A 14,917-nucleotide genomic window follows, 5' to 3' on the forward strand; every position below is an offset into this window, starting at 1 on the left:
GGGCCGGTTATTTGCCGATGCAAAAACTGGAGAAAATCGCGCCGAGCAGATCGTCACTGCTGAACTCGCCGGTCAGCTCGCCCAGGTCGCGCTGGGCATGGCGCAGTTCTTCGGCCGCCAGCTCGCCAGCCTGTTGCTGCAGCAACGCGAATTCGGTCGCGGCCAGGTGCGCCGCGACTTTTTCCAGCGCGAGCACATGTCGCGTGCGCGCGCTGAAACCGCCACCGCTGCTGTCGCCGCCGGCGGCGAGCGACTTCAGCTCGCGCCGCAGCAGATCCAGGCCGGCGCCGGTACGCGCGGAGATGTCGATGCGAATGCCGGCACTGTCCTGCCGGCGCTGCGGCGGCGCGTCGCTGAGATCGATCTTGTTGCCGATCAGCAAGCGGGTCTGGCCGGACTGGGCCGGGCCGAGCAGGTGCAGGTCTTCTGCCAGATGCGCCTCGTCGCTGACGAGCAGGGCGACGTCGGCGCGTTCGAGTTCCTGGCGCGCGCGGCGCATGCCTTCGCGCTCGATCAGGTCGGCCGACTCGCGCAGTCCGGCGGTATCGACCAGAGTCAGCAGCACCCCATCGAGCTGGATGTTTTCGCGCAACAGATCGCGTGTGGTACCGGCCTGGGATGTGACGATGGCCCTGTCCTGTGCGGCCAGCGCATTGAGCAGGCTGGACTTGCCCGCATTCGGCCGGCCGACGATGACAACGTGCAGTCCGTCGGACAGACGCACGCCGCGGCGGGTTTCGACCAGGAGACGCGAGAGTTCCTCGCTGACCGCCGCCAGCCGCGCACGCAGCTCCGGCGTCGCCAGGAAGTCGATTTCTTCTTCGGGGAAATCGATCGCGGCTTCGATATAGACGCGCAGGTCGACCAGGTTGGCCAGCAGGCAGCGGACGCGCGTCGAGAAAGCGCCGTCGAGCGAACGCAGCGCCGCGCGCGCCGCCGTCTCGGACTGGCTGGCGATCAGGTCGGCGATCGCCTCGGCCTGGGCCAGGTCGAGCTTGCCGTTGAGGAAGGCGCGCTCGGAGAACTCGCCGGGCCGGGCCGGACGCGCGCCCAGCGCGCAGACTCGCTGCAGCAGCAGGTTCAATACCACGGGCGAGCCGTGCGTATGCAGTTCGACCACGTCTTCGCCGGTGAACGAGTTCGCTAGTGGAAAATGCAGCAGAATGCCGCGGTCGATCAGTTCGCCGGCGGCGTCGCGGAAAGCACAGTAGTGCGCGTGGCGCGGGCGCGGCGGTTTGCCGAGCAGGGTCTGCGCGATGCGGCCAGCGTTTTCGCCGGATACGCGCAGCATGCCGACACCGCCGGCGCCGGGTGCGGTGGCGACGGCAGCGATGGTTTCGGCGTTTTGGATCATGGCAGGCCTGCGCGGCTGGGCCTGCGCGGACTGCGGCTGCCGCAGCGGCGACAAGCGGAAGGGAAGCGGAAAGACACGCGCCCGGCACCAGGCCGGGCGCGTGGGCAATGCATCAGCTCTTGGCGCTGTCCTGCGCTTCGATACGGCGCGTGATGAACCACTGCTGCAGCAGCGAAGTCATGCCGTTGACGGTCCAGTACAGCACCAGACCGGCGGGGAAGAATGCGAACAGCACCGAGAACACCACCGGCATGGCCTTCATCATCTTGGCCTGTACCGGGTCCATGCCCGTGGTCGGGGTGAGGTACTGCGTCGCGATCATGGTCGCCGCGTTGAGTATCGGCAGCACGAAGTACGGGTCCGGCGCGGTCAGGTTCTGGATCCACAGGAAGAATGGCGCCTGGCGCAGCTCCACGCTTTCCACCAGTACCCAGTACAGCGAGAAGAACACCGGAATCTGCACCAGCATCGGCAGGCAGCTGCCGAGCGGGTTTATTTTTTCCTTCTGGAACAGTTCCATTTGTGCCTGGCCCATCTTCTGGCGGTCGTCGCCATAGCGGTCCTTCAGCGCCTGGATGCGCGGCTGCAGCTTGCGCATCTTGGCCATGGAACGGTACTGCGCTTCGCTGAGCTTGTAGAACACGGCCTTGATCAGCAGCACCAGCAGGATGATGGCGAAGCCCCAGTTGCCGGTGAGGCCGTGCAGCTTGGCCAGTACCCAGTGCAGCGGTTCGGACAGGAAGGTAAAGATGCCGTAGTCGATGGTCAGGCCCAGGCCCGGCGCCACGTCGTTTAGGCTGCTCTGCAGCTTGGGGCCGACGTACAGGCGCGCGTCGCTGCTGGCGCTGGTGCCGGCGGGAATGTTGATCGACGGGCCCAGGCTGCGGATCAGGTAACGCGTCTGATTGCCGCTGACGATGGTGTCGGTACTGAAGGTTTCCGGCGACTTGTCGGTCGGCAGCCAGCTGGCGAAGAAGTAGTGCTGCAGCATCGCGATCCAGCCGCCGGTCACGGCGCGGTTCTGCAGCGGCTCCTTGGCATACTTGTCGAAGGCGAGCTTCTGGAATTTTTCTTCCGGCGAATACCAGGCCGCGCCGGTGAAGCTGTAGGTCTGCGGGTTGGTGATCGCACCGAAGAAGCCGCGGTGGGCACCCGGCGGCGATACGCGCTGCAGCTGACGGTAGGCGTTGCCGGTCCAGGCCGCCGTGCCTTCGTTCTTGATTTCCTGGCGCGTGCCAAGCACGTAGCTGCCGCGCTCCAGCACGAAGACTTTGCGCACGGTCAGGCCGCTGGCCGGGTCGGTCCAGGTGAATGGCACTTCCAGGGTCTTCTGGTCCGGCGCGAGGGCGTAGCTTTTCTGTTCGGCCGCGAACAGATCCTGGTGAGTCGCAGCTTTGGCCGAACCGGCCGCGCTGACCAGGCCGCCCTGGGCGACAAAGTAGTGCTCGTTACTGTTGTCGAGCAGGCGTACGGGATGGGTGTAGTCCTTGGGCTGCTCCGGATAGGCCAGCAGATCCGCGCGCACCACGCTGGCACCGCGGGTATCTATCCACAGCTTGAGCACATCATTGCTGATTTCGATCAGATCGCCCTGGGCGGCACCGGCAGCAGCCGGCACGGCGGCGGCCGGGGCGCTGGGCGTGTCTGCCGCGGTGGCGGCGCTGGCCGCCGGTACGTCGTTCGGTGGCGTGGTTGCCGGCGTAGCCGCGGTGCCGTCGGCAGGAGCTGCGACGGCAGGCACGGCCGGTTTCGCATAGTCCGTCTGCCATTGGTTCCAGATCAGATACGAGACCAGCAGCAGGGCGATCAACAGGAAGGAACGCGGATTATTCATAGGGTACGCGAGTGCTGGCTGCCGGACGGGGCCCGACCGCGATGGGGACGATGCGGAATGCGATCAAGACGGGGCGCCCGCTGGGGCACCAATCGACCGCGCATTGTGCCGGGCCTCTGCGACAGCTTCAACGCTGCGGGCGCGGCAATTTGCTCCAGAGCAGCTCCAGGTCGGCTAACAGCTCTGGACCGGGCAGGCTCACCGCTGCCGTACGGGGAATCACCAGAATGTCGAGGCCGGGCAATTGCAGACGCTGGCGACGGAAGCTCTCGCGCACCAGACGCTTGAGCCGGTTGCGCTGCACCGCCAGCTTGGAGACACGACGAGACACCGCCTGGCCCAGACGGGCGACGGTGTCTTCGTTGCTGCGGTATTCGGCGGAGAAGTAGCGGCTGCCGATGCGGCGACTACTTTGGCGCAAGCGGGCGAAGTCGCCCTTCTTGAGCAACCGCGCGGCGCGCGGGAAGCAGAACGCTCCCATTATGCCGCGCGATGGACGCTTCAGACGGCCAGACGCTTGCGGCCCTTGGCGCGGCGAGCGTTGATGATCTTGCGGCCATTCTTGGTCTTCATGCGGCTGCGGAAGCCATGATCGCGAGCGCGCTTGAGGCGGCTAGGCTGATACGTACGCTTCATGGCGTCGTCTCCGGTCGGAAATAGTGGGAAAAGGGGCGGGAGAATAGTTGTCGAAACGACGCAGTGTCAAGCCGCGCGTGGCGGAAAAACGGGCGTCGGCGTAGACTTCCGCGCTTTGCCGGGCTTGCCCCGGCATCCCCGCCAGTCGACGAGGAAGTAATGAGCGAACTCTGGCGGCGCTGTCTGGAACGCCTGGAAGGCGAGTTCGGCGCCGAAGATATACACACTTATCTCAAACCGCTACAGCCTGCGGAAGGCGATGACGGTTTGCGCCTGTTGGCACCCAACGCCTACACATTGGAGCGGATCGAGTCCGAATTCCTGCCGCGCATCCGCGCCATACTTGGCCATCTTGCCGGTCGTCCGGTACTGGTGCGGCTTGAGGTAGGAACCTTGAATTCGCGACGCGCGCCGGCGGCGCGCGTCGGCCGGCCCACGGCTCCTGCAGCAAGTGCACCTGAACCTGCCGTTGTCGAATTCGACGGAAACCTGGACCCCAACTACACCTTCGACAGTTTCGTCGAGGGCAAGTCGAACCAGCTGGGCAAGGCAGCGGCCATCCAGGTCGCCACCAATCCGGGCCGGGCCTACAACCCGCTGCTGCTGTATGGCGGTACCGGCCTGGGCAAAACCCACCTGATGCACGCGGCGGGTAATCTTATCCGCGAGAACAACCCGCGCACCAAGGTGATGTACCTGCGCTCGGAACAGTTCGTCTCGGCCATGATCGATGCGCTGCGCAACAAGAACATGGACGAATTCAAGCGCCGCTTCCGCGAAGTGGACGCGCTGCTCATCGACGATATCCAGTTCTTCGCCGGCAAGAACACCACGCAGGAAGAGTTTTTCCACACCTTCAACGCGTTGTTCGAAGGCAAGCAGCAGATCATCCTGACCTGCGACAAATATCCCAAGGAAGTCGAAAACCTGGAGCCGCGCCTGAAGTCGCGTCTGGGATGGGGCTTGTCGGTGGCGATCGAGCCGCCGGATTTCGAGACGCGCGCAGCGATTCTGCTGTCCAAGGCACAGGCCAAGGGCATGAACCTGCCCGAAGAGGTGGCCCTGCTGATTGCCAAGCGCATGCGCTCCAACGTGCGCGACCTGGAAGGGGCGCTCAATACCTTGGCCGCCCGCGCCAACTTCCTCAATCGGGTGATCACGTTGGAGTTTGCCCAGGAAACCCTGCGCGACCTGCTTACGGTGCACGCCCAGGCGATCACCGTGCCGAATATCCAGAAGACGGTGGCCGACTTCTACCAACTGCGGCTGCAGGATCTGTTGTCCAAGCGCCGTTCGCGCTCGTTGGCGCGGCCGCGCCAGGTGGCGATGACCTTGTCCAAGGAGTTGACCGAGCACAGCCTGCCGGAAATCGGCGAGGCCTTCGGCGGGCGTGACCATACGACCGTTCTGCATGCCTGCCGGACCATTCGCGACCTTACGGAAACCGACGGAAAGCTGCGCCAGGACTACGAAAAGCTGGTGCGCATCTTGACCGGGTGATTGCCTGTGGATAAACAGGGGGTAGAACAGGCCGCTTGAGTTATCCACAATCCATCGACAGGCGCCGGGCTTGCTTCCGGCCAGGTTTGCGAGTGTTCAAGCAATTGTTTTCTAAGTGAAAAAGTGGGTAGTCCCCAGATTTTCGCTGCTCTACTACTACCAAAACCTTCCTAAAAGAACAAAAGCGTTTGTTAGCAAACCGGGATACCTCGATCATGCGATTCAGCCTCCAACGCGAAGCCCTGCTAAAGCCGCTGCAACAAGTCGTAGGCGTTGTGGAACGTCGCCAGACCTTGCCGGTGCTAGCCAATCTGCTGGTGAACGTTTCCGACGGACGCGTCTCGTTTACCGGGACCGACCTTGAAGTCGAGATGGTTGCCGCTGCTGCAACCAGCACGAGCGAAGCCGGCGAAATCACGATTCCGGCGCGCAAGCTGTTCGATATCTGCCGTGCACTGCCCGATGGCGTGAATGTCGATGTGAAGCTGAATGGCGATCGCGTAGTCGTCACTGCAGGTCGCAGCCGCTTCACGCTCGCGACGCTACCTGCCAGCGAGTTTCCGGTAGTGGATAACATTGAAGTCGTCGAGCGCGTTGAATTGCCCGAGGCTACGTTGAAGAACCTGATGGATCGCACTGCTTTCGCGATGGCGCATCAGGACGTGCGGTATTACCTCAACGGTATGCTGGTCGACTTGCGCGAAAATGCGTTGCGTTGTGTAGCGACGGACGGCCATCGCCTTGCGTTGGGCGAGACCGCTGTACAGGCCAAGGTTTCGCAGCGGCGCCAGATCATCATCCCGCGCAAGGGCGTACTTGAGCTGCAAGGGCTGTTCGAGAACGGCGACGGTCTGGTGGAGCTCGAATTCGGCAAGAACCATCTGCGCGTTCGCCGTGGCGACGTGCAGTTCACCTCGAAGCTGATCGACGGACGCTTCCCGGACTATGAGGCCGTGATTCCCATCGGCGCCGACAAGGAAGTTCGTATCAGCCGCGATGAGCTGCGCACCGCACTGCAGCGTGCGGCTATTTTGTCGAACGAGAAATATCGTGGCGTGAAGCTCGATGTCGCGCCTTCGCGGCTGGGCATCATTGCTCACAACCCGGAGCAGGAAGAGGCGCACGAAGAGCTGGAGGCCGATACGTCGGTCAGCGACTTGAGCGTTGGTTTCAACGTGAATTACCTGCTGGATGCGCTGGGCGCGTTGAGTGGTGAAATGGTGCTGCTTTGCCTGCGTGATGGGCAGTCCAGTTGTTTGCTGCGCGCGGTTGACTCGGACGAGTCTCGCCATGTCGTGATGCCTTTGCGCCTCTGACGTTCTGCCCTGGCGAAATGCCGAAAGCCTGCGGCGCGTTAGTGCCGCGGGCTTTTTTATTGGCTGAAGACGAATGGAAATTACAGAGCTGCGCTTAGGCAACGTGCGGAATCTCGCGCAGAGCGAGATCGGCCTGGTCGTTGGCCTGAATGAATTCGTTGGTGCCAATGGCGCCGGTAAGACATCGGTGCTGGAAGCGGTTTTCATGCTTTCCCACGGCCGCTCGTTTCGCGCAGTCAGACGAGAGAGCTTGATTCGGTTCGGCTGCGAGTCACTGGAAGTGTTTGCTCTGGTTCAGCGCAACAGTTCGCTGCGACGCTTGGGTTTATCGCGTCGCAAAGGTGATTGGTCGGCGAGGGTAGACGGCGCGGAAGTGGTTTCGTTGGCGCAGTTGCTTAGCGAGATCGCGGTAGTGTGTTTCGAACCTGGTTCTCACGAGCTGATTTCCGGAGCTGCGGACGAGCGTCGTCATTTCGTGGACTGGGCGTTGTTCCACGTGGAACGTGACTACGTCGAAATTGCGCGCCGCTTTCGTCGAGCACTGAAACAGCGAAACGCACTGCTTCGCAGTGGCGTGAGCACCGAGGGGCTAGATGCGTGGGATGCTGAGCTGGTTCGTTCGGGTACCGTGCTGGATGAGTGGCGCCAGAAATACCTGGCGGCGCTGCTCCCCGGCGTCGAGGAATTGGCCAAGCGCTTGCTTCCGGAGCTTGGCGTCCCCACCTTGAAGTACCAACGCGGCTGGCCCGTCGAGCTGACCTTCGAGGAGGCATTGAGTCAGCGCCGTGAGCGGGACCTCGAACGCGCGCATACCGGTAGCGGCCCCCATCGCGCTGACTGGCGCCTCTCGTTTCCGGCCGCGCCAGAACGCGAACACCTTTCCCGGGGACAGGAAAAATTGACGGCTCTTGTCTGTCTGTTGGGGCAGGCGGAGTTGTTCCATAAGCAATGCGGCGATTGGCCAATCCTTTGCCTGGATGATCTGGCATCCGAGCTCGATCTCGATCACCAGCAGCGAGTTTTCGGGTGGCTGAGCGCCATCGATGCCCAGGTTCTGCTTACCGGCACAGCACCGTTGGCTGTTACTCCCAGCCCGTTGCGACAACACGCAAGGTTCCACGTGGAACAGGGCAGGGTCGAGCGACTGCTATAATTCCGCAACTTTCCTACCTTTGCTGCGCCGAATACTTCGGCACGGCTATGCCTGGCGAAACGCATGAGCGATCAGTACGACAGCAGTAACATCAAAGTCCTCAAAGGCCTCGAGGCTGTGCGCAAGCGCCCGGGTATGTACATCGGCGATACAGACGATGGAACCGGTCTGCATCACATGGTGTTCGAGGTCGTGGACAATGCCATCGACGAGGCGCTGGCGGGCTTCTGCGACCATGTTGTCGTGTCGATCCATCAGGATGGCTCCGTCAGCGTTACCGACAACGGCCGCGGCATTCCGGTAGGCATCCATCCGGAAGAGGGCAGGTCTACCGCCGAAGTGGTCATGACCGTCCTGCACGCCGGCGGCAAATTCGACGACAACTCCTACAAGGTTTCAGGTGGCCTCCACGGCGTCGGTGTTTCGGTCGTCAATGCGCTGTCGGCGCATTTGTGGCTGAACATCTTTCGCGACGGCCACGAATACATCCAGGAGTACGCCCACGGCGAGCCCCTGTACCCAATCAAGCAGGGCGCGGTCTCCAACCGGCGCGGTACTACGGTACGCTTCCTGCCGAGCACGCTGACCTTCACCAATGTCGAGTTTCACTACGACATCCTGGCCAAGCGTCTGCGGGAGCTGTCGTTCCTGAATTCCGGCGTCAAGATCGAGGTCATCGACGAGCGCCACGACAAGCACGACATCTTCGCCTACGAGGGCGGCATCAAGTCGTTCGTACAGCATCTGGCCCTGCTCAAGACGCCGCTGCATTCCACGGTCATCACCTTCAACGCACAGCAGGACGGCGTCACCGTCGAAGCGGCGCTGCAGTGGACCGACGCTTACCAGGAAACCTGTTTCTGCTTCACCAACAATATTCCCCAGCGCGATGGCGGCACTCACCTGACCGGTTTCCGCGCTGCGCTGACCCGCTGCATCAGCAACTACATCGAGTCGTCGGGCATCGGCAAGAACGCCAAGGTTGCCTTCGCTGGCGACGATATGCGCGAAGGCATGATTGCCGTCCTCTCCGTCAAGGTGCCTGACCCCAAGTTCTCGTCGCAGACCAAGGACAAGCTGGTCTCGTCGGAGGTCAAGGGTATCGTCGAGCAGCTGGTCAACGCCAAGCTCGAAGAGTTCCTGCTGGAAAACCCCGCCGAGGCGCGTGCCATCGCCGGCAAGGTTGTCGACGCGGCGCGGGCACGCGAAGCGGCGCGCAAGGCGCGCGAAATGACCCGGCGCAAGGGCGCACTGGATATCGCCGGCCTGCCCGGCAAACTGGCTGACTGCCAGGAAAAAGACCCGGCCCTGTCCGAACTGTTCATCGTCGAGGGTGACTCGGCCGGCGGCTCGGCCAAGCAAGGCCGCAACCGCAAGACCCAGGCCATCCTGCCGCTGAAGGGCAAGATCCTCAATGTCGAACGCGCCCGCTTCGACAAGATGCTGTCCTCGGCCGAAGTCGGCACCTTGATCACTGCGCTCGGCTGCGGCATCGGCAAGGACGAATACAACCCGGACAAGCTGCGCTACCACCGCATCATCATCATGACCGACGCGGACGTCGACGGCTCGCATATCCGCACCTTGCTGCTTACCTTCTTCTACCGCCAGATGCCCGAGCTGATCGACCGTGGCTACGTCTATATCGGCTTGCCGCCGCTGTACAAGCTGAAGCAGGGCAAGACCGAGCTCTATCTCAAGGACGACGGCGCACTCAACCAGTATCTGATCGGCAACGCCGTCGACAATGCCGAACTGCGCTACAGCGCCGACGCTCCGCCGATCAGCGGCGTGGCGCTGGAAAAGCTGCTGGCCGACTACCAGCTCGCATTGGACCAGATCGATCGACTCAGCCATCGCTGCGACGCGACGGTACTGACCGCCATGCTGGAGCTACCCGCGCTGGACGACAGCATCTGGCATAGCGAGCAGGCGGTAGCCCAGTGGCTGGCGCGTATCTCGGCGCGTCTCAACAACGTCGGACTGGGACGCGCCCAGTACCGTCTGCGCGTGCAGTCGGCGAGTCCCGATCATCCGGCTGCGCTCATCATCGAACGCGACCAGCATGGCCTGACGCATACCCAGATGCTGCCGGCCAGCTTCATCGCCAGCCCGGAAATGAAGCCCATTCTCGATGTTGCGCGTCAGCTGGCCGATCTGGTCCAGCCGGGCGCAGAGATCCGTCGCGGCAATGCCGTGACGCCGATCGAGGCGTTCGCGCGCGCGCGCAGCTGGCTGATGGATGAAGCCAAGAAGGGCCGCACCATCCAGCGCTTCAAGGGCCTGGGCGAAATGAACCCGGAGCAGCTATGGGAAACGACGGTCAATCCAGAGACGCGGCGTCTGCTCCAGGTCAGTGTCGAGGACGCGGTAGCGGCAGACCAGATCTTCTCGACCCTGATGGGCGACGTGGTTGAGCCGCGGCGCGAGTTCATCGAATCCAACGCGCTGCGCGTAGCGAATCTCGACGTCTGATTCGCACAGCATCTGCCACGCTCGGACGCCCTGGCCTTCGCGGACCAGGGCGTTTGTGTTTGAGGGCAGGGCAATTGCGCAAGAATTGCAACAAAAGCGCAACGATGGGCCACCCCGGCGAGTCCCGCCAGCCGTTGCTTCTGCTCGTGCCGCCGAACAGCAACTGCGCAAAGCGCGCGCAGATTGTCCGGACAGCAGTGCAAACGAGCGTTTCGAAATGTCCGAACATTTCATTAAATGGATTTTATACTCAATTATCCAAGTAAATATTTCCCAGGCATCTACGAAAAACTGCGTAATTCCCGCGGATTCGACTATGTTCCCAGGTGCCAGAGCGAGACGTAACAACTCGTTGCAAGCTTATGGATTCGCACAGATTCTTTTTAACGCCGCTGTAACAAGCGCAGCAGGTCATGTGCTTGTAGTTTGAACATTCGCGGATTACCCTCTGCGGCCCCTTTACCGCATGCGCAAAACGCAAGCGGCGAGCATTCCAGTCGAGGCGCAATTCAATGCATGCACCCAACGTCAAGAAACTCGTCCTTTGTATCGGTGCTGTCGGCCTGCTGGCCGCTGGTGTCGCTTCCGCGTCGCGTGTTCCCGGTGAACGTTCTTCCGAGCAGCGCCCCAGCAAGAGCAGCAGCAAGGAAGAGAAAAACGCCTATCCGAACTCCAAGCGCGTCGATCCCAAGACCGACATGCCCGGTTCGCTGGGTACCAAGCTGAACAAGGCGCAGGAAGCTGCCGCCGATGGCGACGCCGACAAGGCGATCGGCCTGATCGAAGAAGTGATCGGCGACAAGAAGGTCACTCCATACGCCAAGGCATTCGCGCTTTACCTGCGCTCCAATGCCAAGTGGGAAAAGGAAGACGGTGCCGGCGCCATTGCCGACCTGAAGGAAGCCATCGCCATCGATGCGCTGCCGAATTCCAACCAGTTCCCGGCGCTGTATACGCTGGCGCAGTTCCAGCTGCAGGAAGAGCAGTACACCGACTCGATCAAGAGCGTAGACCAGTACATCGAACTCAGCGGCGACAAGAAGCCCGAGGCGATCGCGATCAAGGGCAATGCCCTCTACCGCGCCGATCGTTTCCAGGAAGCCATCGACACGCTCAAGCTGGCGATCGCCACCAGCGACAAGCCGCAGGAAAGCTGGAACCAGATCCTGATGGCCAGCTATTTCGAACTGAACCAGTATGGCGAAGCGGCCAAACTGTCCGAGGCCCAGCTGGCGAAGAACCCGACCGATAAAAAGCTTATCCAGCAGCTCGCCTCGATCTACGTCAACAACGAACAGAATGACAAGGCGCTCAAGCTGCTCAGCGACGCCAAGGCGAAGGGGCTGATCACCACGGCCGATGACTACAAGCTGCTGGCCCAGCTCTACGGCCAGGCCGAGAAGCCGGCCGAGGGCGCCGCACTGCTCGAAGAAGGTTTCGGCAAGGGCGCCATTCCACCCAGCTACGAGATGTACAAGCTGCTTGGCGACTCCTATAGCCTGGCCGACAACGAAGCCAAGGCGATCGACGCCTACGGCAAGGCGTCGCCGCTGGCCAAGGACGGCGAAGCCGACCTGCTGCGCGGACAGCTGCAGGTGAACAACCAGCAGTGGGCGCCGGCCAAAGAATCGCTGACCAAGGCAATCTCCCGCGGCGTGAAGCGCCAGGGTGCTGCCTATGTGCTGCTTGGAAACGCGGAGAACGAACTGGGCAACAAGGCCGCTGCCATCGCCGCGATGGAAAAAGCCAAGGGCTACGATGAGACTCGCGAGATGGCGGGCACCTGGCTCAAGATGATCAAGGGCGGAGGGGTGCCCAAGAAAAAGTAAGTCATTCCGCACGCTACGCAATATCAGCGTAGTGTCGGGTTACCTTCAGGCCGGGTTAAGATAGCCGCCCCGATCGCAAGTATTGAGCGTCGGGCCGGCCTCGTGTACGGTGCCAGGCCCGCTGCTTACGGGTAGCGCGTTAATCACTGCAACAAAGCCCATCTCACACAGCGAACCTTGGTTCAAAGCAAATGGCGTTGACGACAGAAGACCAGCGCGAAACCTACAGTTGGAGGCGCACCTCTGCGCTGGCCGCCGCCATGGCCGTGCATGCACTCGCCTTCATCATGATGCTTGCGCCGGTAGCACCGCCGCAGGCGAAAGAAAAGAAGAAAGACACCATCGTCTCGGTCGAGTTCGTCGAGCCGCCGCCGCCGCCGCCGCCTCCACCGCCGCCGCCGCCGGAGCCGCCGAAGAAGCCGCCGCCGAAAATCATCGAAAAGGTCAAGCCGCCGCCGACTCCGCCACCGGAGCCGCCGCCGGCGATCGTGACCGAAGAGGCAACTCCGATGTCGATCCCGGCGCCGCCGCCAGCACCGCCGGCACCACCGGCACCGCCGTCGGATATCGCCCCGAGCGAAAACATCAGCTATCGCAAGGCGCGTCCGCCTCGCTACCCGCCGCAGGCCGTACGCCAGCGCCATGAAGGCGAAGTCGTGTTGCGCGTCCTGGTCGGTGTAGACGGCAAGCCCAAGGACATCCAGGTGGAGAAATCTTCCGGATTCCGCGAACTCGATCGTGCGGCGATTGATGCCGCGCAGACTTGGGTGTTCAATCCGGGTCAGAAAAACGGTGCTGCGGTTGAGGGCTGGGCACTGGTTCCGTTCCGCTTCAGCCTCAACGAACTGTAACTTCCACCTGTTCCACTTAATTCAAGGGTAGCGTCATGTTCCAAGACACCTCGACCCCGGCGGGGTCCGTTCCTCCGGCGGCTGACGCCGCTGCGGCTGCGGCCGCAGCGCCCGCAGCGCCCCTCGGTTCCAATAGCAATGCCGCAGCCCTGAAGGAAATGGGCTTCAGCCATCTGATCCAGAACTACAACCCGACGAATCCCAATTTCGATCTGGTTGGCGCCATCGTCTTCGTGACGCTTTGCCTGTTCTCGGTGATGTCGATCTACTGGATCGTGCTGAACCTGATCCGAAACACGTCGATCCGCAGCCGCATGAACAACGTCATGAAGACGTTCTGGGAAACGCCGTCTGCCCAGGAAGCAATTCGCTTCATGGAAGAACAGCCCGCTTCGGAGCCGTTCTCCAAGATCGCCCTGGACTGCGCTTCGGCGGCAGCCCACCACCAGCGCCACGAAGGCAGCCGCCTGGTCGAAGCGCTGAACCGTTCCGAGTTCATCGATCGCGCCCTGCGCCAGGCTGTTGCTCGCGAGAGCGGCCGACTGGAAAACGGCCTGACCGTGCTCGCTACGGTCGGTTCGACCGGCCCGTTCGTCGGTCTGCTCGGTACCGTGTGGGGCATCTACCACGCCCTGATCCGCATCTCCGCTTCGGGCGACGCCTCGATGTCGGCGGTGGCAGGTCCGGTGGGTGAAGCGCTGATCATGACCGCGTTCGGTCTGTTCGTCGCCATCCCGGCCGTGTTGGCGTACAACTTCTTCGTCCGCTCCAACCGCGTAATCCTGGCGCGCTTCGACGAATTTGCTCACGACCTGCACGATTTCTTTGCTACCGGTTCGCGCGTTGAAGCAGGTGCGGGTCCCGCACCGGCCCGTCCCGCAACCCCGGCGGCGCCTGCTGCGAGGAAGTAAGCCATGGCATTCAGTTCAGGTGGTGGCGGCAGCGGCGGCGCGCCGATGGCAGAAATCAACGTCACGCCGCTGGTTGACGTGATGCTGGTACTGCTGATCATCTTCATGATCACGGCACCGATGATGCAGCACAAAATCCGCATCGATCTGCCGCAGGCGTCGATCAACCAGACCCAGGAACCAACGCCCGATCCCATCGATCTCGCGATCAAGGAAGACGGCACCCTGTACTGGAACGACAGCCAGATCAGCGATCTGGAGCTCAAGGCCCAGCTCGCGGTCAGTGCGCAGAAGACCATCCAGCCGGAACTGCAGATCCGCGCCGAAAAGAACACTCGCTACGAAATCGTGGCGAAGGTGATGGCCGACGCGAAGAACCAGGGCATGGTAAAGATCGGCTTCGTCACCACACCCGGTGCGAAGGGTTCACAGCAGTAAGCAAAGCTCGCTAACGCTACCCTGCCGGTGCGAGCCGGATAAGCGCCTCGGGAAACCGGGGCGCTTTTTTTTGCCTCCGACGCGCCGCGGCTGGCCCGGCTCAATCCACCGGCCAAACGCGCAGGCGACGCAACATGCGCCAGCCACAGCCCATACCAACAGCACATGCGTTGCACCTATGCTGGACTTGCCAGCAACGGCATCAGGGAGCCACGCATGTCCTTCAGCACGCTGCGCAACAACGAAAACCCGATGGTCGACATCAACATCACGCCGCTGATCGACGTCATGCTGGCGCTGCTGCTGATCTTCATGATCTCCGCACCGCTGTTGACCAGGAAGATCGATTTGCCCATGGGCGGGGGCACCGATGGACAGCCGCGCACGGTCGAGCTGCGCCTGGCCGCCGACGGTCAGGTACTGCTCAACGACGTCGTTCTGCAAAACGTGGAAGTGGAAGCCCAACTGCTGAACTGGGGCGGCCAGAGCGAGAAGCCGACATTGCAGCTGCGTCCGGACGGTGCCACGCCGCACCAGGCCGTGGTGCAATTGCTGGCGCAGGCGCGCAACGCCGGCGTTGCGAGCATCTCGATCGAGACGCCACGGCGATAGCCGCCAGG

13 protein-coding genes are annotated in these 14,917 nt (G+C 62.3%); 9 read left to right on the plus strand and 4 right to left on the minus strand.

Features of this window, described 5'->3' with window-relative positions; translation table 11 throughout:
• Nucleotides 1–7: 7 nt before the first annotated feature.
• The 4 genes from mnmE to rpmH all read right to left on the minus strand — a co-directional run bounded on the left by mnmE (nucleotide 8) and on the right by rpmH (nucleotide 3,824).
• Nucleotides 8–1,354 carry a tRNA uridine-5-carboxymethylaminomethyl(34) synthesis GTPase MnmE gene (mnmE, locus tag DFR29_RS03775; RefSeq protein WP_133817234.1) on the minus strand — a complete coding sequence of 449 codons (1,347 nt, stop codon included), beginning with the start codon at nucleotides 1,352–1,354 and terminating at the stop codon, nucleotides 8–10.
• 112 nt (nucleotides 1,355–1,466) lie between these two features.
• Nucleotides 1,467–3,188: a membrane protein insertase YidC gene (yidC, locus tag DFR29_RS03780; RefSeq protein ID WP_133817235.1), complete on the minus strand. Its 1,722-nt coding sequence runs from the start codon at nucleotides 3,186–3,188 to the stop codon at nucleotides 1,467–1,469.
• Nucleotides 3,189–3,315: 127 nt separating this feature from the next.
• Nucleotides 3,316–3,636, minus strand: coding sequence for a ribonuclease P protein component (gene rnpA / locus DFR29_RS03785; RefSeq protein ID WP_243745950.1), 321 nt, complete (start codon nucleotides 3,634–3,636; stop codon nucleotides 3,316–3,318).
• Nucleotides 3,637–3,689: 53 nt separating this feature from the next.
• Nucleotides 3,690–3,824, minus strand: a complete 135-nt coding sequence (gene rpmH, locus DFR29_RS03790) for a 50S ribosomal protein L34 (RefSeq protein WP_133817237.1) — start codon at nucleotides 3,822–3,824, stop codon at nucleotides 3,690–3,692.
• Nucleotides 3,825–3,983: 159 nt separating this feature from the next.
• Between rpmH and dnaA the strand changes: the two genes are divergently transcribed.
• The 9 genes from dnaA to DFR29_RS03835 all read left to right on the plus strand — a co-directional run bounded on the left by dnaA (nucleotide 3,984) and on the right by DFR29_RS03835 (nucleotide 14,909).
• Entirely contained in the window at nucleotides 3,984–5,324 is a 1,341-nt protein-coding gene (gene dnaA / locus DFR29_RS03795; RefSeq protein WP_133817238.1) for a chromosomal replication initiator protein DnaA, read from the plus strand.
• A 215-nt stretch (nucleotides 5,325–5,539) separates the two neighbouring features.
• A complete protein-coding gene (gene dnaN / locus DFR29_RS03800) occupies nucleotides 5,540–6,640 on the plus strand; it encodes a DNA polymerase III subunit beta (protein WP_133817239.1) in 1,101 nt (366 codons plus the stop codon).
• Nucleotides 6,641–6,713: 73 nt separating this feature from the next.
• Nucleotides 6,714–7,793: a DNA replication/repair protein RecF gene (recF, locus tag DFR29_RS03805; RefSeq protein WP_133817240.1), complete on the plus strand. Its 1,080-nt coding sequence runs from the start codon at nucleotides 6,714–6,716 to the stop codon at nucleotides 7,791–7,793.
• Between the two features lie 63 nt (nucleotides 7,794–7,856).
• On the plus strand, nucleotides 7,857–10,268 hold the full coding sequence (gene gyrB / locus DFR29_RS03810) for a DNA topoisomerase (ATP-hydrolyzing) subunit B (protein WP_133817241.1): 2,412 nt from the start codon (nucleotides 7,857–7,859) through the stop codon (nucleotides 10,266–10,268).
• 512 nt (nucleotides 10,269–10,780) lie between these two features.
• Entirely contained in the window at nucleotides 10,781–12,097 is a 1,317-nt protein-coding gene (locus DFR29_RS03815; protein WP_133817242.1) for a tetratricopeptide repeat protein, read from the plus strand.
• Between the two features lie 191 nt (nucleotides 12,098–12,288).
• The gene (locus DFR29_RS03820; protein WP_133817243.1) at nucleotides 12,289–12,948 is read left to right on the plus strand and encodes an energy transducer TonB; all 660 of its coding nucleotides are present in this window, start codon (nucleotides 12,289–12,291) and stop codon (nucleotides 12,946–12,948) included.
• Between the two features lie 158 nt (nucleotides 12,949–13,106).
• Complete coding sequence (locus DFR29_RS03825) at nucleotides 13,107–13,859, plus strand: MotA/TolQ/ExbB proton channel family protein (RefSeq protein WP_243745963.1); 753 nt, start codon at nucleotides 13,107–13,109, stop codon at nucleotides 13,857–13,859.
• Between the two features lie 3 nt (nucleotides 13,860–13,862).
• A complete protein-coding gene (locus DFR29_RS03830) occupies nucleotides 13,863–14,297 on the plus strand; it encodes an ExbD/TolR family protein (RefSeq protein ID WP_133817245.1) in 435 nt (144 codons plus the stop codon).
• A gap of 216 nt (nucleotides 14,298–14,513) precedes the next feature.
• Nucleotides 14,514–14,909 (plus strand): ExbD/TolR family protein, encoded by a 396-nt coding sequence (locus DFR29_RS03835; RefSeq protein ID WP_166653857.1) that lies wholly within the window; start codon nucleotides 14,514–14,516, stop codon nucleotides 14,907–14,909.
• Nucleotides 14,910–14,917: the final 8 nt, after the last annotated feature.

It is taken from the genome of Tahibacter aquaticus, from assembly GCF_004363655.1.
Taxonomy (GTDB): Bacteria; Pseudomonadota; Gammaproteobacteria; order Xanthomonadales; family Rhodanobacteraceae; genus Tahibacter; species Tahibacter aquaticus.

Bases quoted from the DNA above. Each gene is read 5' to 3' on its own strand.
- dnaA (WP_133817238.1), top strand. From the start codon at position 3,984: ATGAGCGAACTCTGGCGGCGCTGTCTGGAACGCCTGGAAGGCGAGTTC.
- dnaN (WP_133817239.1), top strand. From the start codon at position 5,540: ATGCGATTCAGCCTCCAACGCGAAGCCCTGCTAAAGCCGCTGCAACAA.
- DFR29_RS03815 (WP_133817242.1), top strand. From the start codon at position 10,781: ATGCATGCACCCAACGTCAAGAAACTCGTCCTTTGTATCGGTGCTGTC.
- gyrB (WP_133817241.1), top strand. From the start codon at position 7,857: ATGAGCGATCAGTACGACAGCAGTAACATCAAAGTCCTCAAAGGCCTC.
- DFR29_RS03825 (WP_243745963.1), top strand. From the start codon at position 13,107: ATGGGCTTCAGCCATCTGATCCAGAACTACAACCCGACGAATCCCAAT.
- DFR29_RS03835 (WP_166653857.1), top strand. From the start codon at position 14,514: ATGTCCTTCAGCACGCTGCGCAACAACGAAAACCCGATGGTCGACATC.
- DFR29_RS03820 (WP_133817243.1), top strand. From the start codon at position 12,289: ATGGCGTTGACGACAGAAGACCAGCGCGAAACCTACAGTTGGAGGCGC.
- recF (WP_133817240.1), top strand. From the start codon at position 6,714: ATGGAAATTACAGAGCTGCGCTTAGGCAACGTGCGGAATCTCGCGCAG.
- mnmE (WP_133817234.1), bottom strand. From the start codon at position 1,354: ATGATCCAAAACGCCGAAACCATCGCTGCCGTCGCCACCGCACCCGGC.
- DFR29_RS03830 (WP_133817245.1), top strand. From the start codon at position 13,863: ATGGCATTCAGTTCAGGTGGTGGCGGCAGCGGCGGCGCGCCGATGGCA.
- yidC (WP_133817235.1), bottom strand. From the start codon at position 3,188: ATGAATAATCCGCGTTCCTTCCTGTTGATCGCCCTGCTGCTGGTCTCG.
- rpmH (WP_133817237.1), bottom strand. From the start codon at position 3,824: ATGAAGCGTACGTATCAGCCTAGCCGCCTCAAGCGCGCTCGCGATCAT.